The following is a 20,206-nucleotide window of genomic DNA, read 5'->3' as shown; positions in this document are numbered from 1 at the left end:
GACCCAAGAGAGCCGCAATCGCAAGGAGTTCCCGCCTGTGATACCGAGATGGCCGGCGTCCCGGACGCGCCGCACCGCCCATGCGAGACGGGTCGCGGCCGTCGCCGCCGCCGCGCTCGCCGCAGCCCTGGTACAGCCGCTCGCGGCCCACGCCGAGGCCCCGCCCGCGCCCCCGTCCGACGCGCGGCTCGCCGCCCAGCCCGCCCGGCACGACGACACGCGCGAGCAGTTCTACTTCGTCATGCCGGACCGTTTCGCCAACGGGGACAAGGCCAACGACAAGGGCGGCCTGACCGGCTCACGCCTCAGCACCGGCTACGACCCCACCGACAAGGGCTTCTACCAGGGCGGCGACCTCAAGGGCCTGACCGGGCGGCTCGACTACATCAAGAAGCTCGGCACCACCTCCCTCTGGATGGCGCCGATCTTCAAGAACCGGCCCGTGCAGGGCACCGGCGCCAACGCCTCCGCCGGCTACCACGGGTACTGGATCACCGACTTCACCCAGGTGGACCCGCACTTCGGCACCAACCAGGACCTCAAGACCCTCATCTCCAAGGCACACGCCAAGGGCATGAAGGTCTTCTTCGACGTCATCACCAACCACACCGCCGACGTCGTCGACCACCAGGAGAAGTCCTACGGCTACCTCTCCAAGGGCGCCTTCCCCTACCTGACGAAGGACGGCCGGCCCTTCGACGACGCCGACTACGCGGCCGGCGGTGAGGAGTTCCCCGCCGTGGACGGGGGTTCCTTCCCGTACACCCCGAAGGTCACGAGCGGCAGCAAGGTCCCGGCCTGGCTCAACGACCCGACGATGTACCACAACCGGGGCGACTCGACCTACGCCGGCGAGTCCACCACCTACGGGGACTTCTCCGGGCTCGACGACCTGTGGACCGAGCGGCCCGAGGTCGTGCACGGCATGGAGAAGATCTACGAGCGGTGGGTGAAGGACTTCGCGATCGACGGGTTCCGCATCGACACCGTCAAACACGTCGACCTGCCGTTCTGGACCCAGTGGGCGACCGCGCTCGACTCCTACGCGGCGGCGCACGGCCGGAAGAACTTCTTCATGTTCGGCGAGGTCTACTCCGCCGACACCTCCGTCACGTCCCCGTACGTCACCCAGGGCCGGCTCGACGCCACCCTCGACTTCCCCTTCCAGGACGCGGCCCGCGCCTACGCCTCCCAGGGCGGCAGCGCCCAGCGACTGGCGAGCGTCTTCGGTGACGACTACACGTACACGACGGACAAGGCCAACGCCTACGAGCAGGTCACCTTCCTCGGCAACCACGACATGGGCCGCATCGGGTACTTCCTGAAGCAGGACAACCCGAAGGCGACGGACGCCGAGATCCTCGAGAAGGACGAGCTCGCCAACGAGCTGATGTTCCTCAGCCGCGGCAACCCGGTCGTCTACTACGGGGACGAGCAGGGCTTCACCGGCTCCGGCGGCGACAAGGACGCCCGCCAGACCATGTTCGCCTCGAAGGTCGCCGATTACCTCGACGACGACGAGATCGGCACCGACCGCACCCACGCCCGGGACTCCTACGACACGAGCGCACCGCTCTACCGGCAGATCGCCGCCCTCTCCCAGCTGCGCAGGGCCAACCCGGCCCTGACCGACGGGGTCCAGACCGAGCGCTACGCGGCCGACGGCGCCGGCGTCTACGCCTTCACCCGGACGGACGCGAAGACCGGCCAGGAGTACGTCGTCGCCTTCAACAACGCCGACGAGGCGAAGTCGGCGACCTTCGCGACCGGCTCGGCCGGCATGGCGTACCACGGCATCTACGGCGCCGAGGACAGCCGCACCACCGACGGCGACCGCAAGCTCACCGTCACCGTCCCCGCCGGCAGCGCCGTCGTCTACCAGGCCACAGGTCCCCTCGACCGGCCCGCCACCAAGCCGTCCCTCACCCTGAAGGCCCCCGACACCGGCGCCACCGGCACCGTCGAGGTCACCGCCGGCGTCGACGGCGGACAGCTCGACCGGGTCGTGTTCGCCGCCCAGGTCGGAGGCGGCACGTGGAAGACGCTCGGCACCGCCGACCACGCCCCCTACAAGGTCACCCAGGCCATCGGCGCGGACGTGCCCGCCGGCACCGCCCTGCGCTACAAGGCGGTCGTCGTGGACGTCGCCGGGCACACCGCGAGCGCCACGGCGAGCAGCACCACCGGCACCCCGCCCGCACCCGAGGTCCCCAAGGCCTCGTCCAGGGACTACGCGATCGTCCACTACAAGCGCACCGACGGCGACTACGACGGCTGGGGCCTGTACGCCTGGGGCGACATCGCCGACGGCGAGGCCACGACCTGGCCCGCCGGCCACCCCTTCACGGGCCGTGACGCCTATGGCGCGTTCGCCTGGGTGAAGCTCAAGCCGGGCGCCTCCGACGTCGGCTTCCTGGTCATCGACAAGGACGGCGACAAGGACGTCTCCGCCGACCGGAGCATCGACGTCACCAAGACGGGCGAGGTCTGGATCGAGCAGGGCAAGGCCGACGTGGCCACCGAGAAGCCCGCCTACCCGGCCCAGGACACGGCCAAGGCGGTCATCCACTACCACCGCGCCGACGGTGACTACGACGGCTGGGGCCTGCACGTCTGGACGGGCGCCGCGAACCCCACCGACTGGTCGAACCCGCTGAAGCCGGTGCGGACCGACGCCTACGGCGCGGTCTACGAGGTGCCGCTCGCCGAGGGTGCCACCAGCCTCAGCTACATCGTCCACAAGGGCGACGAGAAGGACCTCGCCACCGACCAGTCCCTGGACCTCAAGTCCGACGGCTACGAGGTGTGGCTGTTGAACGGCCAGGAGAAGTACCTCCTGCCGCAGCCGGCGGGCAGTGCGGCCGCGCTCGACCCGACCACCTCCAAGGCGGTCTGGATCGACCGGGACACCGTCGCCTGGAACGGCGCCGAGGGCGCCGCGTCCACCCAGCTGCTGTACTCCCGCGACGGCTCGATCGCCGTCAAGGACGGGACGCTGACCAGTGACGACGAGCGCTGGCTCCGGCTGACGAAGACCACCCTCACCGACGCCCAGAAGGCGAGGTTCCCGTACCTGAAGGACTACGCCGCCTGGTCCGTCGACCCGCGTGACCGGGACCGGGTGCGCGAGGCGCTCGGCGGGCAGCTCGTGGCCTCGCAGCGGGCCGCCGACGGCGCCGTCCTGGCCGCGACCGGCGTGCAGACCGCCGGCGTCCTGGACGACCTGTACGCCGGCGCCGCCAAGGCCTCCCTCGGCCCGGTCTTCCGCCACGGCAGGCCGACCCTGTCGGTGTGGGCGCCCACGGCCCGGTCCGTGCACCTGGACCTCGACGGACGCCGGGTGAAGATGCACCGGAACGCCGCCACCGGCGTCTGGTCCGTCACCGGACCGGCGTCCTGGAAGGGCAAGCCCTACCGGTACGCCGTGAAGGTGTGGGCGCCCAGCGTCCGCAAGCTGGTCACCAACGAGGTCACCGACCCGTACTCGGTCGCGCTCACCGCCGACTCCGAGCGCAGCCTCGTCGTCGACCTGAACGACAAGTCCCTCGCCCCGCACGGCTGGTCGGCGCTGCACAAGCCCAAGGCCGTCCCGCTGAAGGACGCGCAGATCCAGGAACTGCACATCCGCGACTTCTCCGTGGCCGACACGACCGTCCCGGCGAAGGACCGGGGCAGCTACCTGGCCTTCACCGACAAGAACAGCGACGGCTCACGGCACCTGCGCGCACTGGCCGAGGCCGGGACGTCGTACGTGCACCTGCTGCCGGCCTTCGACATCGCCACCGTCCCCGAGCGGAAGTCCGAACAGGCCACCCCGGACTGCGACCTGGCCTCCTACCCGGGCGACTCCGACAAGCAGCAGGAGTGCGTGGCGAAGACAGCCGCCAAGGACCCCTACAACTGGGGCTACGACCCCTACCACTACACGGTCCCCGAGGGCTCCTACGCCACCGACCCGGACGGCACGGCCCGCACCGTCCAGTTCCGGAAGATGGTGCAGTCGCTCAACCAGGACGGGCTCCGGGTCGTCATGGACGTCGTCTACAACCACACGGCGGCCGCCGGCCAGGCGAAGACCAGCGTGCTGGACAAGATCGTGCCCGGCTACTACCAGCGGCTCCTCGCCGACGGCTCGGTGGCGAGCAGCACCTGCTGCGCCAACACCGCGCCGGAGAACGCGATGATGGGCAAGCTGGTCGTGGACTCCATCGTCACCTGGGCCAAGGAGTACAAGGTCGACGGCTTCCGCTTCGACCTCATGGGCCACCACCCGAAGGCCAACATCCTCGCGGTCCGCAAGGCGCTCGACGCGCTGACCCTGAAGAAGGACGGCGTGGACGGCAAGAAGATCATCCTGTACGGGGAGGGCTGGAACTTCGGGGAGGTCGCCGACGACGCCCGGTTCGTGCAGGCCACGCAGGCCAACATGGCCGGCACCGGCATCGCCACCTTCTCCGACCGCGCCCGTGACGCCGTGCGCGGCGGCAGCCCCTTCGACTCCGACCCCGGCGTCCAGGGCTTCGCGTCCGGCCTGTACACCGACCCGAACGCGTCCACCGCGAACGGCACCCCGGCCGAGCAGAAGGCCCGGCTGCTGCACTACCAGGACCTGATCAAGGTCGGTCTGACCGGCGACCTCGCCAAGTACCGCTTCACCGACACCGACGGCAAGGAGGTCACCGGCGCCGAGATCGACTACAACGGCGCACCCGCGGGCTACGCGGCCGCGCCCGGCGACGCCCTCGCCTACGTCGACGCGCACGACAACGAGTCGCTGTTCGACGCGCTGACGTACAAGCTGCCGAAGGACACCCCGGCCGCCGACCGGGCCCGGATGCAGGTGCTGGCGATGGCCACCGCCGCCCTCTCGCAGGGCCCGGCGCTGTCCCAGGCGGGCACCGACCTGCTGCGCTCGAAGTCGCTCGACCGCGACTCCTTCGACAGCGGCGACTGGTTCAACGCCATCCACTGGAACTGCGCCGACGGCAACGGCTTCGGGCGCGGGCTGCCCATGGCCGCCGGCAACCAGTCCAAGTGGGACTACGCCCGGCCGCTGCTGACCGGCGTCGAAGTGGGCTGCCCGCAGATCACCGGTGCCTCCGCCGCCTACCGGGACCTGCTGCGCATCCGTACGGCGGAGAAGGCGTTCTCGCTCGGAACGGCCGCGCAGGTGCAGGACCGGCTCTCCTTCCCGCTGTCCGGCGAGGACGAGACGCCCGGTGTGATCACCATGCGGCTCGGGGACCTGGTCGTGGTGTTCAACGCGACCCCCGAGAAGCAGGAGCAGCGGATCGCCGCGCTCGCCGGCGAGCACTACCGGCTGCACCCGGTGCAGGCCAAGGGCGCCGACGCCGTCGTGAAGTCCGCTGCGTTCACCTCGGAGTCGGGCACGTTCGCCGTCCCCGCCCGTACCGTGGCGGTCTTCACCCGGCGGTGACGCGCGGGCACCGGCGTGGGTGGGGCGGATCCCGTTCGACGGGGCCGCCCCACCGTGCCGTGTCGAGGGCCTGAAGAGAGGGACGACAGCGGCCGCCCGCCGGACCACGGTCCGGGTCGTCGCCGGTGTCCCGTCCGGCGTGGCGGCTCACCCTGCGGCTCGCGGACCACGCGGACTAGGGTGACACCGTTGCCTAGAACAGGAGTGCGTGTCATGCCGCAGATCACCGTCGACTACTCCGCCGTGATGGCCCCGGCCTTCGACCGGGCCGGTTTCGCCCACGCCCTGCACACCGCGACGGTCGAGATCGCGGCCGCGAAGCCGGAGGCCTGCAAGACGCAGTTCCGGCCCAGCGCGTTCACGGCGTTCGGCTACGAGGACCCCGAGGACCAGCACCACGCCATCGTGCACGTCACGATCGGCCTGCTCGCCGGCCGCACCGAGGAGACCAAGGCGAAACTGACCGAGACCGTCCTCGAACTGCTGCGTGAGCACGTGACGGACGACGGCTTCGTCCTGCACGCCTCCGCCGAGGTGCGCGACCTGGCGGCCTCGTACCGGAAGTTCGAGCGCTAGGAGACCGCTGGAGATCTTGCGCTGGCCGCCCGGCTCGTCCTGTATTGACCGTAAGTGCCGATCGCCCTGAACCGAGGCAAGCCGGGCGTGATTTCAAGATCTCCCCCAGCCTTCGGCCGGGGGGACCCCCGGAGCACGCACCTGACGCCGCGCGGCCGCCCTCCGGGGGACGACGGGAAGGGTCGGACAGGCCCGGGCACCCGCCGCCCGGGAGCGCGCCTCAGCCGGTCGCCAGGTTCGCCCAGACCGCGTTGCCCCCGGTGAGGTTCGACCGGGAGACTCCCCAGCTGTCCGCGATCTCCTCCACGAGCAGCAGTCCGCGACCGCCCTCGTCGTCGGGACCCGGCTCGCGGCGGGGCAGACGGCGGGCCGAGTCGTCCCGGTCGTGCACCTCCAGGCGGAGACGGTCGTCCGGCAGCAGACCGATACCGCACAGTATGCGCAGGCTGACGGTGTGCAGTACGGCGTTGGTGGCCAGCTCGGACACCAGGAGCACGGCGTTCGCGCAGGCGTCGTCGGGCACCCGCCAGGAGGTGAGCCGCGCGCTGACGAAACGCCGCGCCGCTCTGACGCTCGTCCGGTGACCCGGCAGCTCGAGCCAGTGCGCGCGGTCCGGGCTCGCTCCGCCCAGGGGCCGGAGCGGGAAAGTCGTGTGGGGGAACACGGCGGTCGCCTTCCATGGGGGTCGCGAGAACGACGTGTGCGTCAACACAGCTGTGGGGTAAGGCCGTTGACGAACGAAGTCTCACGTGACGGAGGCATCGTCACACAAGTAACTATGCTTGCAGTCCGGTTCACGCTGCAACCACCTCCCTGATAATTTCAGGACGACGCTTTCCGAATGGTTGACTCCTCAAGTCGCTTTAAGCTGAGTTCTGATGACGGACTCTCAGGAGGCAGGTCGCCATGAACGAGGCACGTGCGGGCGCCGGCAACAGCGCTCCCACCGTTCTCCGCATGATCCTCGGCCGACGGCTGCAGGACATGCGCCACAGCGCGGGTGTGTCTCTGGACGACGCGGCCAGGGCCCTGCGCGTGAAGCCCCTGACCATCCGCCGGCTGGAGAAGGCCGAAGTCGGCCTGAAGATCCTCTACGTGGAGAAGCTGCTGGAGACCTACGGTGCCGAGCAGCAGGAGATCGACGAGTTCGTCGCCCTCGCGGAACGGGCCAACGAGCCGGGCTGGTGGCACCCGTACCGCGACGTGGTGCCCGCCTGGTTCACGGCCTACGTGAGCCTGGAGACCGGCGCGAAGGTGCTGCGCACCTACGAGCCGCACTACGTCACGGGGCTGCTGCAGACCCCCGCCTACGCCCGGGCGACCTTGAGCGGCGGCTTCCCGAACGACAGCTCCGAGGACCTCGACCGGCGCGTCGATCTCCGGCTGCGCCGCCAGAGCCTGCTGGAGAAGCCCGACGCGCCCACCCTCTGGGTGGTGATGGAGGAGGCCGTGCTGCACCGGATGGTGGGCGGCCCCGAGGTGATGCGGGAGCAGATCGACCGACTCCTCGAGGTCTCGGAGCTGGAGCACGTCAGCCTCGACGTCGTGCCCTTCTCGGCCTGCGCCCACGTCGGGGCGTGCGCCCCCTTCACCTACTTCCGCTTCGAGGAACCGGAGCTGCCCGACATCGTCTACAGCGAGATCCTCTCCGCCGCCGTGTACCTCGACCAGCGCTCGGACGTGGTGGCGCATCTGGAGGCGCACAACCGGCTGTCGCTGATGACCTCGTCCGCGGACAGCAAGGCGCTCTTGAACCGCATGCGCAAGGAGTACTCATGACCATCGCCGAGAGCAGTGTCTACAACGGCATGCCCGCCTCGGACCTGGGAGACCAGGGCTGGGAGTGCCCGTGGAGCGGCCCCAACGGGGGCCAGTGCGTGGAGACGAAGCAACTCGCCGACGGACGCGTGGCCCTGCGCCAGTCGACCGATCCCCACGGTCCCGCCCTGATCTACACGCCGGAGGAGATCACGGCGTTCGTCGCGGGGGTCAAGAGGGGCCTGGCCGACCACCTGACGGCCCACTGACCCGGACCACCTACCGCTCAGCCCACCCCCACCGAAAGGCACAGCATGACCAGCTCGCAGCCCCCGCGGGGCATCGACACCAGCAGGCCGCACTCCGCCCGCATGTACGACTACTACCTCGGCGGCAAGGACCACTTCGAGGTCGACAAGCAGGCCGCCGAACGCGTGGCCGAGGTGTACCCCGCCATCTTCGTGTGCGCCCGGGAGAACCGTGCCTTCATGCACCGGGCCACCCGTGTCCTCGCCCGGGAACACGGCATCCGCCAGTGGCTGGACATCGGCACCGGCATCCCCACCGAGCCCAATCTGCACCAGGTGGCCCAGTCCGTGGTCCCGGACGCCCGGGTGGTGTACGCGGACAACGACCCGCTCGTCCTCAAGTACGCCGAGCGCCTGATGCGCAGCACCCGCGAGGGCCGCACGACGTACATCGAGGCGGACGTCAACAACGCCGAGGCACTCGTGAACTCCGCCGAGCTCGCCGAGGTACTGGACCTGAGCCGGCCCGTGGCCCTGTCCCTGAACGCCCTGATGCACTTCGTCACCGACGCCCAGGACCCGTACGGCATCGTCCGCCGCCTGCTCGACGTCCTGCCCTCCGGCAGCGCCCTGGCGCTCAGCCACTGCACGCCCGACTTCGACCCGCCCACCTGGCAGAAGATCACCGACATCTACATCTCCGGCGGCACCCCGGTGCAGGTCCGTTCCCGTGCGGAGGTCACCCGCTTCTTCGACGGGCTCGAACTCCTCGACCCGGGCGTCACCGTCGGCCACCGCTGGCGTCCCGACGCCGCGCAGACCGGTTCCGCCGGCCCGGACGCCCCCACGGACGCCGAGGTCAGCCTGTGGACGGGAGTGGGCATCAAGCCCTGAGGCGCACAGGACGCCGTCCAGGGCACCTATGAGGCCAGTGCGACGAGCCGGCCGACCAGTCCGCTGAGCGGACCGTCGGCCGGCTCCTCCTCGAGCATGCCGCGCAGGATCGTGGCCATCTCCTCGTCGTAGGCCGCGCTGACCGCGGCGAGCGCCGCGAAGTCGTGGACGAGCTGCCGTTCCAGCTCGGCGCGCGGGATGCGCCGGCCGTCCAGCCAGATCAGGGCCGTGGACTCGGCGAGCGAGATCCAGGAGCGGACGACCAGTTCCAGTCGCGCGGGCGGATCGGTGACGCCCAGGTGCGAAAGGATCTGGTCATACGCGGCCTGCCGGACGGAGTCGACGAGCGCGTTGGTGGTGGACGAGCCGACGGCCGGTCCGCCACGCATCAGCGCCGAGAAACCGGGCCCGTGCTCGTCGACGAAGTCGAAGTAGCGGCGCATCACCCGCAGCAGCCGGGCGCCCAGCGGGCCTTCGCGCGGCTCCGTGAACCGGCCCGCCAGATCCTCCGAGGCCCGCTTCAACGCTGCTTCGTACAGGCTGAGTTTGCCGGGAAAGTAGTGGTAGACCAGCGGGCGCGAGATGCCCGCCGCCGCGGCTATCTCGTCGATGGACACCTCGTCCGGCGAGCGCCGGCTGAACAGCTCGAGGGCGACGCCGATCAGCTGCTGCCGCCGCTCCTCGACGCCCATCCTGCGGCGCATCCCGGTACTCATGCGAACACTTTACCGATCGGATTCGGCCGTTCACGTGCGCTGCCCGATCCGGCCTGATCCGCCCGGTCCGGCCCGGTCCGGCCTGATGCAAAGGACAGGCCCTAACGCAGGCCGTTGACCGGCGTGCCGTCGTCCAGGGTGCCCTTCAGGTCCGCGCGGGCGCCCTGTTCGGCCTTCACGGCGAGCAGGTTGCCCTGGGCCGACGCGGTGACCCCGCCGGTCGTGCGGATCGACGCGGTGCCCCGGCTGCCCGCGGCCAGCAGGTACCAGTTCCCCGTGCCGGCCTTCCACAGCACCCCGGCCAGCACGTGCGGATCACGCGGTCCGCACGCCGTCACGTCCTTGCCCTTGGCCACGATCACCCCGTGCCGCGAGCCCGCCGTCTGGAACTGGGCCAGGGCCGCCGAGCCGCCGCCCCGCCAGGTCTCGGCCCGGGTGCACACCCAGGTGCCCTCGCCGCTCCCGTCGGGCAGCGGCTGGTCGGCGAAGGACCAGGCGTTGACGGTACGCACGCCCGCGGAACGCTCCTGGGCCAGCGAGCAGGCGAACGGCGCCCAGGTGTGCAGGGCCTGGGCCCCGGACGCGTCGCCCGCCTTGGTGGGCCGCCCGGAGGTGAGCCGGGCCGGGACCAGCTCGCCGAGGTCGGTGGCCAGGCGGGTGCCGGAGTCGTCGGTCAGCTGGAGCGCGTTCCAGGAGGTGCACGCACCCGTGCGCAGGACGGGGCTGCCCAGCGGCGCGGTGACCCCGTCGGCCAGGTCCAGGTCCATGGCTCCGGCGCCGGGTTTCATCAGGTCCCGCTCGGCCGCCTTCTGGACCCAGGGGGCGGTCAGGAACCGCACGTTCCCGTCGGCCCGGCCCAGCACGAGCGCCCCCGCGTCGGCCTTCCTGGCCCCGTCGACGCGGGCGAAGTCGAGGGCGGCGCCCTGCGTGCCGTCCGTCGGCTCGGCGTAGCGGGCGATGCGCAGACCGTCGTAGAGGATCACCACGCGGGCGTTGTCGACCAGGCCCGCGTACAGCAGCTGGGGCGGTCCGGCCGGGCCGCCGGTCTGGGTGCCGGGGGTCGCCGAGACCTTGACCGTCTCGCCGGGGCGGGCCCAGACGGAGAGGGCGCGGCGCAGCAGGGCGGTGTCACGGGTGAGGCCGCCGCGCGCGGGCCAGACGGAGAAGTCGGTGCGGGCGGCGGTCCTCCAGGCGGTGGGGGAGATCCGGACCAGCCGTGCCGGGTCGAGGGCGGCCTCGGCCGCCGGGTTCCGCGCGTACACCGGGGCGGCGGGGCCGTCGGCGCCCCAGCCGCCACGCGGGAGGGCGATCAGCGCGCCGCACACCGCGAGCGCGGCCGCCGCGGCGAGCGCCGCGTTGGTGTGCTGCCTGCGCCGCATCAGATCGGTGGGCCGGACCTGGAGCGAGCAGGGGTCGAACTCGGCGGAGCCCAGCAGCGTGTACGGGGCGGGGATGCCGTCGGCCTCCTTCAGGGCGGCGTCCGGGTCCGCGACGCCGGCCGCCGTCAGCAGGGCCCGCACGTCGGCGTCGGGGAGCTTCTCCAGCCCGCGCAGCACGTACGCGGCACGGCCCGGCCCGGACAGGGCGGCCAGCCGCTGGTCCAGGGCGAGTTCCTCGGCGCCGCCCGAGTGCGGGAACAGGCGCAGGCCCCACACCTGGGGCAGCAGCGGCGGCAGCTGGGAGCGGGTGAGCCACGCCCTGCGCCGGAGCGGCAGGGCCGCCTCCAGGGCCGTACGCAACACCTGGAGGCGGACGAAGGCGTAGCCCGGGTCGCCGTCCCGGCCGGTCGACTGGGCCGGGATCACGGACGACGACCTGCGGCCCCGCGGCAGGGCGCGCTGGGTGAGCGCGTGCGCGGCCAGGACGCGCCTGCCCCGGCCGGGACCGTGCGGCAGCACCAGATACGCGAGCCGGACGAGCCGCGGGTAGTGCTCGACGAGGGCGGCCTCGGCCTGCTCGACGCCGACGGCCGGGGCGGGGACGGGTGCTTGACGGTTGGCTACATCCTGTGACTGCACGTTCGGGAGAACGAGCGAGCCGTTCGATGGTCACCGGCCGTCCGGGTGACTCAGTCCTCCGGCTCGACCAGGGCCCGCGCGTAGTTCGCCATCGACCGCTGGTAGCGGGGCAGATGCGCGGCGAGGGCACCGAGGGCGAGGGACAGGCCCTCGCGGTCCCGGCCGAGGCTGGACAGGCACAGGGCGAGGCAGGCCCGTACCGCGTCGTCCAACTCGTCCGAGGGCGCGTCCAGTTCGGGGGTGAGCAGCTTGACGCCCTCCTCCGCCTGCCCGATGTTCCGCAAGGAGCTGGACAGCTGGATCTTGGCCCGGCGCCCCTTGTAGCCGCTGGCCTGGCCGAGGCCGAGGGCGAGCGCCTCCCGGTACAGCGGTGCCGCCTGGTCCGAGTGGCCGGTGGAGTCCCAGGCGCAGGCCCGTTCGAAGGGGCCCAGCGGGCTGCCCTCGGGCAGTTCGGCGACGAGGGCGTCGATCACGGCGCGGAAGTCGGCCGCACGCTCCTCCGGGTAGTCGTCGAAGGTGGCCCAGGCGGCGGTCACACGGTCTTCCCAGTCTTGGTTCACCGGCTCACCCTCGCACACGTGTTCCTGAGGTGGCACCCGATTTGAGTACTGCGCCGGTACACGCCGTATCGAAGGGCGGGGCACCGCGCCGGGGCTCCCTGCGGCATGCTGTCGCCCGACCGGGACCGGAGGATCAGATGAGGTTGACAAGAGGGCTGCTCGCCGTGACGGGCACCGCCGCCGTGCTGGCGCTCGCCGGCTGCGGCTCCGGCGACACCACCGCGTCGGTGCCGCCCACGGCGACCGGCAGCCTCGAGAGCCTGGCCGCCGAGGTCAAGTGCTCGCCGGACATCCAACTGGACGTCGACGATCTCCGACAGGCCAGGTGCACGACCAAGGGCGGCAGATTCATCCTCGCCACCTTCGCCACCGACCGGGGCCAGCGCGAGTGGATCAACGAGGCCAAGGACTACGGCGGTTTCTATCTCGTCGGCCGCAAGTGGGTGGCCGTCGGTGACGACAAGGTCGTCAAGGTGCTGCGGGGCACGCTGGGCGGCGACCTGGAGATCGGGACCGACCACAGCGGTCACGTCGGCTGACGGACGACAGCGCGGGGGAACACACGGCGAAGGCCGGTGACGGGAGGGACCTGTCACCGGCCTTCTCGGTGGGCCCACCGAGGCGGTTCGCCCCGGTGGCCACTCAGTGGATCACTTGCAGTTCTGACCGCGGTTGATGCAGTTGGCGATCTTGTTCGCCAGGCCACCGGTCGTGATGCTGATGAAGTCGTCGTGGTCGGTGGCGGCCTTGTGGAGCTGCTCCGGGAAGCCGTCCACCGCGTAGGCGTTCTTGACCACGCCGTTCTGGATGGTCGGCGCCGGAACGTTGTACACCAGGCGCATCGTCAGCGTCGGGATCGCCTTGAAGCCGTTGCCGCAGGCACCGCTCGCGGGGTCGGCGAAGGCGACGTGCGTGCGGTGGTTGGCGCTGTCGACGTTCTTGCCGTCCCAGCAGCTCTGGAAGGCGAACGAACGGACCACCTTGCTGCCCTGCGGGCAGATCGGGTACTGCTCCGTCAGCTGGACCTTGTTCTCGAAGCCGGTGCAGCTCCAGTGCGCGTTGGCGTTCGCCAGACCGTTGGTGGTGGTCTTCGCGTCACCGGTGATGATGCGCAGGAACTGCGGCATCGCGACGACCTTGCCGGCCGGGCTGCCGACGTACTTGATCTCCGCCTGCTGCGCGGTCAGGATCTTGCCGACGTTGCCTTCCTTGCCACCGCCGTCCCTGTTCTGGTCGAACTCCTGCGTGCCGTTCTGCAGACGCAGCACCGGCCAGTAGTAGGACGAGAGGTCGCTCTTGTTGCTGCAGCTGGTGCCGCCCTGCAGGAAATTGTTGTTGTTGGAGAAGGCGTTGATCTTCTGGTTGCCGACGTAGTCGTGCGTGTGGTGCGCGCCGTTGGTCACACCGGGCGCCACGATCACGTTGTCGGTGTTGAAGTTCTTGTTGGCGTTCACACCGCAGCTCACGGAGAACGAACCGGTCGAGGCGTTACGGGTCTTCCTCGGCTTGGCCTGGACGTTCGCTGCGACCTTCGTGATGTCCACGAAGTCGGCGGCGGTCGGGCCGTTGCCGGCCTGGCCGTTGCTGCCCTGCTGCTGACCGCCGTTGTTGTTCTGCTGACCGCCGTTCTGCTGCTGGCCGCCGTTGTTGTTCTGCTGGCCACCGTTCTGCTGCTGGCCGCCGTTGTTGTTCTGCTGGCCGCCGTTCTGGCCACCGGCGGTGGTCTGGTTGGCGGTCTGCGTGGTGCAGCCGGCGAGCTGGGCCAGCGAGTTGTCGAACTGGCCGCCGACGCGCTGGATGTCGATCCTGATCCGGTCGATCGTCGCGGCCCGCTTCTCCTTCAAGGGGCCGACGATCGCGTTCTGGACGAAGCTCGGGTCGTTGGTCTGTGCCTGGCGCGTGGAGGCGAGCCTGGCGTAGGCCTCGGTGACCTGCTTGTCGAGGTTCGCCAGCTCCGCCGCCACGCCCTGCTGGGCCTTCGCCGGAATGTTCGTCAGCTTCTGCTGCACGTCCGGGCAGGAGATTGTCGCCACCTGCGCGGCGGCGGCCTTGGTCTGGTTCTGCGCCGAGTCGTTCGACTCATGCGCCGAAGCGTAGAAATTCGCCCAGATCAGCCCGCCCCCACCGAGCGCTAGGGCCGCCGATGCGGCTATGGCCTTGGTGGCCAATGGCGTACGGCGTTTGCGTGTGTTGCGTCCCATGGAACTCCTCTGACTTCCTTGCGGGGCAGCATCGAGGCGCCCGACAGGAGTGAAGCGGCGCCCTTCCATACGGACGCCGCCCCGGAGGTGTTCAGCGGTCTCACAAATTCTTCAGAGGATCCCTGCCCGGTCCGCCCTCAAACACTGCCTGAGCAGGGAGAGTTGACTAAACATTGAATCATGGTCAACGATCTCGGTCCAGATACGCGAGCACCGCCAGAACGCGCCGATTGTCGTCGTCCGACACCTCGAGTCCCAGTTTGGTGAAGATGTTGGCGGTATGCTTGGCGACGGCCCGTTCCGTGACCACCAGCTGGGCGGCGATCGCCGCGTTCGACCGGCCCTGCGCCATCAGCTCCAGGACCTCCCGCTCGCGCGGCGTCAGCCGGCCCAGCGGCTGCTCCTCGGCGGCCGACCGCCGGGACAGCAGCTGCTGGATCACCTGCGGGTCCATCGCCGTACCGCCCGCGGCCACCCGCCGGACGGCGTCCACGAACTGCTCCGCGTCGAACACCCGGTCCTTGAGCAGATAGCCGACCGCGCCGGTGCCGTCGGCCAGCAGCTCGCGCGCGTACAGCTGCTCCACGTGCTGGGAGAGCACCAGCACCGGCAGGCCCGGCCGCTCTTGCCGGGCCCGCAGGGCACACTGCAGGCCCTCGTCGGTGTGGGTGGGCGGCAGCCGGACGTCGACCACGGCGACGTCCGGCTTCAGCTCGGCCAGGGCCCGGGTCAGTTCGGGCCCGCTCTCCACGGCAGCCGCGATCTCGAAGTCGTAGGCCTCCAGCAGCCGGACCAGCCCGTCGCGCAGCAGGAACAGGTCTTCGGCTAGGACAACACGCACGGAATCTCCATGGTGACCATGGTGGGACCGCCCGCGGGAGAGCTGACGGCCAGGACACCGTCGAATGTACCCAGTCGCCGCTCGATCCCGGAGAGCCCGGAACCGGTCCCGACCGCCGCGCCACCCTGGCCGTTGTCGGTCACCGCGATCCGCAGCATGCCCCCGGCGTGGTGGACGTCGACCCAGATCCGGTCGGCCCCGGAGTGCTTGACCGCGTTGGCGAGCGCCTCGCTCACCGCGAAGTACGCGGCCGACTCGACCGGAGCGTCCGCGCGGCCGGGCAACTCCACCGAGACCCCGGTGGAGAGGGGCAGCCGCAGCGCCAACGCCCTCACCGCGTCACCGAGTCCGCGTTCGGCCAGCACCGGCGGATGGATGCCGCGAACCAGGTCGCGCAGTTCGGTGAGGGCCTCGGCGGAGGACTGGCGGGCCTGCGCGAGGAGCTGCTTGGCCTTGGCCGGGTCCTTGTCCATGAGCATCTCGACGGTGCCGAGGTCCATGCCCACGGCGACCAGCCGGGCCTGCGCCCCGTCGTGCAGGTCCCGTTCGATCCGGCGCAGCTCGGCGGCGGAGGTGTCGACGGCGTCCCGCCGGGTCTCGGTCAGGACCCGCACGCGCTCGGCCAACTCCTCCTGGTCCGCCCCCAGCACGGCCCGGGTGAGCCGGAAGTGGGCGGTCAGCAGGCGCGGCGCGAACGGGGTGAGGGTGAGGAGCACGGCGGCCAGCGCGCCGGCCCCGAGCGCGGAGGCCTGGCCGGTGACGTGCACGAAGCCGTACCAGTAGCCGCCGGCCGCGCCGAGCACCCGCCACAGCCCGGCCACGATGGCGAACCCCTCCAGCGGGTACAGCAGGAGCACCGCCGGCAGCAGCGCCGTCACGAACCCCGCCGTCATGTCGACCGGCAGCCAGCGCAGATCCCGCCGGACCGCCGGGTCGCGGAGCAGCGCGTAGGTGCGCCGCCACGGATTGGCTCCCTCGGGCACCGGCCGGTACGCCGACGGTATCCGCACCCCGCACCACTCGGCCGCGAGCCGCCGCCGGGTGTCCGCCACGTCCCGGACACCGCCCAGGATCCACGGGGTGGTGTAGACGCCGACACCGATCGGGACCAGCGCGACGGAGACCAGGGTCAGGGTGAGGCAGAGCACCGAGACCGGCAGCATCACCACGGCCAGCACCAGCCCCCGTACGCCGGCGAGCACGATCTCCCGTGCCAGTGCCCGTGCCCGTGCCTGGGCACGGGCACGGAGGCCGCCGCTGCGCGTGTTCGTCGTCATGGCGCCAGTCTGTCCGACGGGTGCGCGGCGGGCACGGGGCCGGAGCCCCGTCTCAGGGGGTGGTGCCAGGTACACCCCCGGCCGCCAGCACCTTCGCCTCCACCTCCGGGTCAAGCCCCACCGGCGGACGGTCCGGGCGGTGCGGTGCGCTGCCGCCGACGGACCGCAGCCAGTCCCAGGTGTCGGCCACGGTTTCGCCGACGGGCCGGCAGCGCAGACCGGCCCCGAGGGCGCGCGAGACGTCCGCGCCGTGCAGGGCGTCGTGCCCGTCGGTGCCCGGCGGCACCCACACGGGCAGCTGGGTCCACGGCTGGATGCCCGCGCCGAGCACCACGTCCGGATCGGTCCAGCGCAGCTCGGCGCCGGCGCCGGTCGCGCGCACGCACGCGTCGAGCAACTCGCCCATCGTGGCGTGACCCCGCGGGCTCATCAGGTTGTACGGCCCGCTCAGCCCCGCCCCGGCCGCGTCGAGGATCCACTCGGCGAGGTCGCGGACGTCCACGTACTGCAGGGGCAGGTCCCGCGGGCCGGGCGCCAGCACGGGGCCGCCCCGCGCGATCCGGGACAGCCACCAGGGCAGCCGGCCGATGTTCTCGTACGGTCCGAGGATCAGCCCCGCCCGCACGAGCAGCGAGCGGTCCGCGCCGAAGGCGCCCAGCGCGGCCAGTTCGCCGCCCCGCTTGTCCTGCTGGTACTCGGTCTGCTCCGCGTCGGCCGCGGCGCCCTCGACCAGGGGCGCCTCCTCGGTGTACCCGGCGGACGGGGCCCACGCGTACACCGAGCAGCTCGACACGTACACGTACCGGCCGGCGCGGCCCCGCAGCAGCCGCGCCGCGTCCCGCACCGCGCGCGGCGCCCGCGACCAGGTGTCGACGACGACGTCCCACTCGCCCCCGGCCAGGCCCGCGAGTCCGCCGGGCGCGGTGCGGTCGCCGCGTACGGCCCTCGTCCCCGGCAGGGGCCCGTGCCGCCCCCGGTTGAGGACGGTCACCTCCCAGCCCCGCCCGAGCGCCGCCTCCACGACGGCCCGTCCCGCGAACTCCGTACCACCCAGCACCAGAAGTCTCATGCCGGTGACTCTGCCCGCCGAGGCCGCGGAACGGAACGCCGCTCTGCCGTCAGCAGATCACCGCGGCGGGATCACCGGCGGCCGGTCGGCGGGGCGTACTTGTAGCCGACCCGGCGCACCGTCTGGATGGTCCCCCGGTGCTCGGCGCCGAGCTTGCGGCGCAGCCGGGCGATGTGCACGTCGACCGTGCGGCCGTCGCCCACGTGGCCGTAGCCCCAGACCGTGGTGACCAGCTGGTCGCGGGTGTGCACCCGGTGCGGGTGTGCCACGAGGTGGGCGAGCAGCTCGAACTCCAGGTACGTCAGGTCGAGTTCACGTCCGTCCACGCTGGCGGTGCGCTGCCAGGTGTCGATCCGCACCAGCTGGTCGGCACCGGTGGCGGCACCGGTGGCAGCGTCGCCGTCGGACAGGTCGGACAGGTCGGACAGGTCGGACAGGTCGGACAGGTCGGTCCGGTCGGACAGGTCGGGCTGGTCGGGCACGGCGACGGGCTGGAACGGCGGCTGCTGGTCGGCCGGGACCAGCAGCAGGTAGCCGATCATCGGCGGGTGGCCCGGCAGGGCGGGCAGGGTGTGCTGCGGGGCGGGCAGCCAGGTGGCGCCCGGCGGCAGGAAGTCCGCGACGTCCACCACCTCGTCCCGGTCGACGGCGCGCAGCCGGTGCCGGGAACCGTGGGCGGAGGGGGCAGTGGTGGCGGTGGAGAGAGAACGAGTGTTCGCCATGAGAGGTCAGCTCTTTCGCGCGAGGAGGTCGTCGGAGAGGACGTACGTCGTGTCGCGCTGGCCGAAGGCCGGGTGTACGGCTTTAGAGGGCCCGCGCGTTCACCGCGCGGCAACACACCCGGTCGAAGTCGTGGTGCTGACGGGAAGGCCAGAAGGGCTCGAGGTCATGGCGACCTGTCGCGGGGTGCTTCTGGAAGCTGGCCATGTGCTCATTGAAGCAGACATGAGGGGGCGCCCGCCATGACGGCGGACACCCCCTCGGAGAGTTACGGGGATCAGACCTGGCCGGCCTTCTCCAGCGCGGCGCAGCAGGTGTCCACGATCAGGCGGGTCACCACGTACGGGTCGACGTTGGCGTTGGGGCGGCGGTCCTCGATGTAGCCCTTGCCGTCCTTCTCGACCTGCCACGGGATGCGGACCGAGGCACCGCGGTCGGAGACGCCGTAGGAGTACTTGTCCCACGGGGCGGTCTCGTGCAGACCGGTGAGCCGGTCGTCGATGCCGGCGCCGTAGTTCTTCACGTGGTCGAGCGGCTTGGAGCCCTCGCCGAGCGCCTCGCACGCGGTGATGATCGCGTCGTAGCCCTCGCGCATCGCCTTGGTGGAGAAGTTGGTGTGCGCGCCGGCGCCGTTCCAGTCGCCCTTGACCGGCTTGGGGTCGAGGGTGGCGGAGATGCCGAAGTCCTCGGCGGTGCGGTAGAGCAGCCAGCGGGCCACCCACAGCTGGTCGGCGACCTCGAGCGGGGACAGCGGGCCGACCTGGAACTCCCACTGGCCGGGCATGACCTCGGCGTTGATGCCGGAGATGCCCAGGCCCGCCTTGAGGCAGTTGTCCAGGTGGGCCTCGACGATCTCACGGCCGAAGATCTCGTCGGCGCCGACACCGCAGTAGTAGCCGCCCTGCGGGGCCGGGAAGCCGCCCTCGGGGAAGCCCAGCGGGCGGGAGCCGTCGAAGAAGGTGTACTCCTGCTCGATGCCGAAGATCGGCTCCTGCGCGGCGAACTGCTCGGCGACCTCGGCCAGCGCGGCGCGCGTGTTGGACGAGTGCGGGGTGAAGTCGATGTTCTGCACCTCGCACAGCACGAGGATGTCGTCGCCGCCGCGGATCGGGTCCGGGCAGGAGAAGACCGGCTGCAGGACACGGTCCGAGGCGTGGCCCTCGGCCTGGTTGGTGGAGGACCCGTCGAAGCCCCAGATCGGCAGCTCCGTGGTCTTGGTGCCCTTGGCGGAGTCCCCGAGGATCTTCGTCTTGGAACGGAGCTTGGCCGTCGGCTGGGTGCCGTCGATCCAGATGTACTCAGCCTTGAAGGTCACGGGGCCACATCCTTCGGGGTGGGTCTAGGCGCACTTGCGGGTGCTGCGGCGCTACGGCACTGGGGCACCGCCGTTGTTGCCCGGCAGCCTGTCAACAGGCGGTTTCCCGATCATTGCCCGAGTGTGAACCCCGTGTTACCTGGCTGTTCTGTGCCCGGCGTCACGTCGTGAGGACGTGAGGGTCCTGCCGGCCCGATCCTCACCCCACCTTCTCGATCAGCGCGTGGCGGACGAGGAACTTGCCGGGCTCGCGGACCTGTTCGAAGGCCGCGTTGTTCAGCAGCACACAGCTACCGGAGACCGAGGTGACCTTCACCGTCGTGGACTTGTTGGTGTCCAGGTTGGTGACCTTCAGCGTGGTCCCCGCCGGGAACTGGTCGCTGGAGGCCGCCGGGGCACCGCCCTCGCCGGAGAGCGTCACGGTGGAGCCCTTGCAGACCTGCCGGCCGGAGGCCGCCCCAGCGCCGCCGCCGGTGTTTCCCGCCGCGGCGCCCTGCGAGGGCTGCGCGGTCTGCTGACCGGCCTGCTGACCGTTCTGCGCCGGCTGCGTCGCCAAGGAGTGCAGAGCCGGCGCGC

General features: G+C 71.2%; 16 protein-coding genes and 1 pseudogene. 6 read left to right on the top strand and 11 right to left on the bottom strand.

Going from position 1 to position 20,206, the window contains the following annotated elements; genetic code table 11:
• Positions 1-37: 37 nt before the first annotated feature.
• Positions 38-5,437 (top strand): pullulanase-type alpha-1,6-glucosidase, encoded by a 5,400-nt coding sequence (gene pulA / locus ABZX30_RS15990; RefSeq protein WP_355933861.1) that lies wholly within the window; start codon positions 38-40, stop codon positions 5,435-5,437.
• 213 nt (positions 5,438-5,650) lie between these two features.
• Positions 5,651-6,013, top strand: coding sequence for an isomerase (locus tag ABZX30_RS15985; protein WP_355933859.1), 363 nt, complete (start codon positions 5,651-5,653; stop codon positions 6,011-6,013).
• A gap of 220 nt (positions 6,014-6,233) precedes the next feature.
• Here the strand turns inward: ABZX30_RS15985 and ABZX30_RS15980 are convergent, their stop codons facing one another.
• Positions 6,234-6,677 (bottom strand): ATP-binding protein, encoded by a 444-nt coding sequence (locus tag ABZX30_RS15980; protein WP_355933856.1) that lies wholly within the window; start codon positions 6,675-6,677, stop codon positions 6,234-6,236.
• A 242-nt stretch (positions 6,678-6,919) separates the two neighbouring features.
• Here ABZX30_RS15980 and ABZX30_RS15975 point away from each other — a divergent pair, with 242 nt between their 5' ends.
• The 3 genes from ABZX30_RS15975 to ABZX30_RS15965 are packed head-to-tail and all read left to right on the top strand — an operon-like array spanning position 6,920 to position 8,913.
• On the top strand, positions 6,920-7,792 hold the full coding sequence (locus tag ABZX30_RS15975) for a helix-turn-helix transcriptional regulator (protein WP_355933854.1): 873 nt from the start codon (positions 6,920-6,922) through the stop codon (positions 7,790-7,792).
• Positions 7,789-8,040, top strand: a complete 252-nt coding sequence (locus tag ABZX30_RS15970; protein WP_355933852.1) for a DUF397 domain-containing protein — start codon at positions 7,789-7,791, stop codon at positions 8,038-8,040. Before ABZX30_RS15975 ends, ABZX30_RS15970 begins: the two co-directional genes overlap by 4 nt.
• 45 nt (positions 8,041-8,085) lie before the next feature.
• The gene (locus ABZX30_RS15965) at positions 8,086-8,913 is read left to right on the top strand and encodes an SAM-dependent methyltransferase (RefSeq protein ID WP_355933850.1); all 828 of its coding nucleotides are present in this window, start codon (positions 8,086-8,088) and stop codon (positions 8,911-8,913) included.
• A 26-nt stretch (positions 8,914-8,939) separates the two neighbouring features.
• On the opposite strand, the gene ABZX30_RS15960 is transcribed toward ABZX30_RS15965, so the two are convergent.
• The 3 genes from ABZX30_RS15960 to ABZX30_RS15950 form a co-directional block, all read right to left on the bottom strand.
• The gene (locus tag ABZX30_RS15960) at positions 8,940-9,629 is read right to left on the bottom strand and encodes a TetR/AcrR family transcriptional regulator (RefSeq protein ID WP_355933848.1); all 690 of its coding nucleotides are present in this window, start codon (positions 9,627-9,629) and stop codon (positions 8,940-8,942) included.
• 101 nt (positions 9,630-9,730) lie between these two features.
• Positions 9,731-11,647 (bottom strand): hypothetical protein, encoded by a 1,917-nt coding sequence (locus tag ABZX30_RS15955; RefSeq protein WP_355933845.1) that lies wholly within the window; start codon positions 11,645-11,647, stop codon positions 9,731-9,733.
• A 50-nt stretch (positions 11,648-11,697) separates the two neighbouring features.
• A complete protein-coding gene (locus ABZX30_RS15950) occupies positions 11,698-12,207 on the bottom strand; it encodes a tetratricopeptide repeat protein (protein WP_355933843.1) in 510 nt (169 codons plus the stop codon).
• A gap of 137 nt (positions 12,208-12,344) precedes the next feature.
• On the opposite strand from ABZX30_RS15950, the gene ABZX30_RS15945 reads away from it, so the two are divergent.
• On the top strand, positions 12,345-12,746 hold the full coding sequence (locus ABZX30_RS15945; protein WP_355933842.1) for a hypothetical protein: 402 nt from the start codon (positions 12,345-12,347) through the stop codon (positions 12,744-12,746).
• 111 nt (positions 12,747-12,857) lie between these two features.
• Here the strand turns inward: ABZX30_RS15945 and ABZX30_RS15940 are convergent, their stop codons facing one another.
• The 7 genes and pseudogenes from ABZX30_RS15940 to ABZX30_RS15910 all read right to left on the bottom strand — a co-directional run.
• Complete coding sequence (locus ABZX30_RS15940; protein WP_355933840.1) at positions 12,858-14,408, bottom strand: DUF1996 domain-containing protein; 1,551 nt, start codon at positions 14,406-14,408, stop codon at positions 12,858-12,860.
• Between the two features lie 184 nt (positions 14,409-14,592).
• On the bottom strand, positions 14,593-15,249 hold the full coding sequence (locus ABZX30_RS15935; protein ID WP_355933837.1) for a response regulator transcription factor: 657 nt from the start codon (positions 15,247-15,249) through the stop codon (positions 14,593-14,595).
• On the bottom strand, positions 15,234-16,526 hold the full coding sequence (locus ABZX30_RS15930; protein WP_355933834.1) for a sensor domain-containing protein: 1,293 nt from the start codon (positions 16,524-16,526) through the stop codon (positions 15,234-15,236). Before ABZX30_RS15930 ends, ABZX30_RS15935 begins: the two co-directional genes overlap by 16 nt.
• Before the next feature lie 52 nt (positions 16,527-16,578).
• Positions 16,579-17,595 (bottom strand): NAD-dependent epimerase/dehydratase family protein, encoded by a 1,017-nt coding sequence (locus ABZX30_RS15925; RefSeq protein WP_355933832.1) that lies wholly within the window; start codon positions 17,593-17,595, stop codon positions 16,579-16,581.
• 71 nt (positions 17,596-17,666) lie between these two features.
• The gene (locus tag ABZX30_RS15920; RefSeq protein WP_355933830.1) at positions 17,667-18,317 is read right to left on the bottom strand and encodes a winged helix-turn-helix domain-containing protein; all 651 of its coding nucleotides are present in this window, start codon (positions 18,315-18,317) and stop codon (positions 17,667-17,669) included.
• Between the two features lie 275 nt (positions 18,318-18,592).
• Entirely contained in the window at positions 18,593-19,630 is a 1,038-nt protein-coding gene (gene glnII, locus ABZX30_RS15915; protein WP_355933828.1) for a glutamine synthetase, read from the bottom strand.
• A gap of 199 nt (positions 19,631-19,829) precedes the next feature.
• Positions 19,830-20,206 (bottom strand): annotated as a pseudogene (locus tag ABZX30_RS15910) (hypothetical protein); the annotation flags it as partial.

The sequence above is a fragment of the Streptomyces sp. NPDC004542 genome, assembly GCF_040610035.1.
Taxonomy (GTDB): Bacteria; Actinomycetota; Actinomycetes; order Streptomycetales; family Streptomycetaceae; genus Streptomyces.
The sequence above is the reverse complement of the archived record's forward strand: the minus strand, read 5'-3'. Positions and strand labels throughout refer to the sequence as shown.

What these genes read in the sequence shown, in the direction of transcription:
- ABZX30_RS15940 (WP_355933840.1), bottom strand. Translation starts at nt 14,408, where the DNA reads ATGGGACGCAACACACGCAAACGCCGTACGCCATTGGCCACCAAGGCC.
- ABZX30_RS15975 (WP_355933854.1), top strand. Translation starts at nt 6,920, where the DNA reads ATGAACGAGGCACGTGCGGGCGCCGGCAACAGCGCTCCCACCGTTCTC.
- ABZX30_RS15925 (WP_355933832.1), bottom strand. Translation starts at nt 17,595, where the DNA reads ATGAGACTTCTGGTGCTGGGTGGTACGGAGTTCGCGGGACGGGCCGTC.
- ABZX30_RS15985 (WP_355933859.1), top strand. Translation starts at nt 5,651, where the DNA reads ATGCCGCAGATCACCGTCGACTACTCCGCCGTGATGGCCCCGGCCTTC.
- ABZX30_RS15945 (WP_355933842.1), top strand. Translation starts at nt 12,345, where the DNA reads ATGAGGTTGACAAGAGGGCTGCTCGCCGTGACGGGCACCGCCGCCGTG.
- ABZX30_RS15920 (WP_355933830.1), bottom strand. Translation starts at nt 18,317, where the DNA reads ATGGCGAACACTCGTTCTCTCTCCACCGCCACCACTGCCCCCTCCGCC.
- ABZX30_RS15970 (WP_355933852.1), top strand. Translation starts at nt 7,789, where the DNA reads ATGACCATCGCCGAGAGCAGTGTCTACAACGGCATGCCCGCCTCGGAC.
- ABZX30_RS15960 (WP_355933848.1), bottom strand. Translation starts at nt 9,629, where the DNA reads ATGAGTACCGGGATGCGCCGCAGGATGGGCGTCGAGGAGCGGCGGCAG.
- ABZX30_RS15965 (WP_355933850.1), top strand. Translation starts at nt 8,086, where the DNA reads ATGACCAGCTCGCAGCCCCCGCGGGGCATCGACACCAGCAGGCCGCAC.
- ABZX30_RS15930 (WP_355933834.1), bottom strand. Translation starts at nt 16,526, where the DNA reads ATGACGACGAACACGCGCAGCGGCGGCCTCCGTGCCCGTGCCCAGGCA.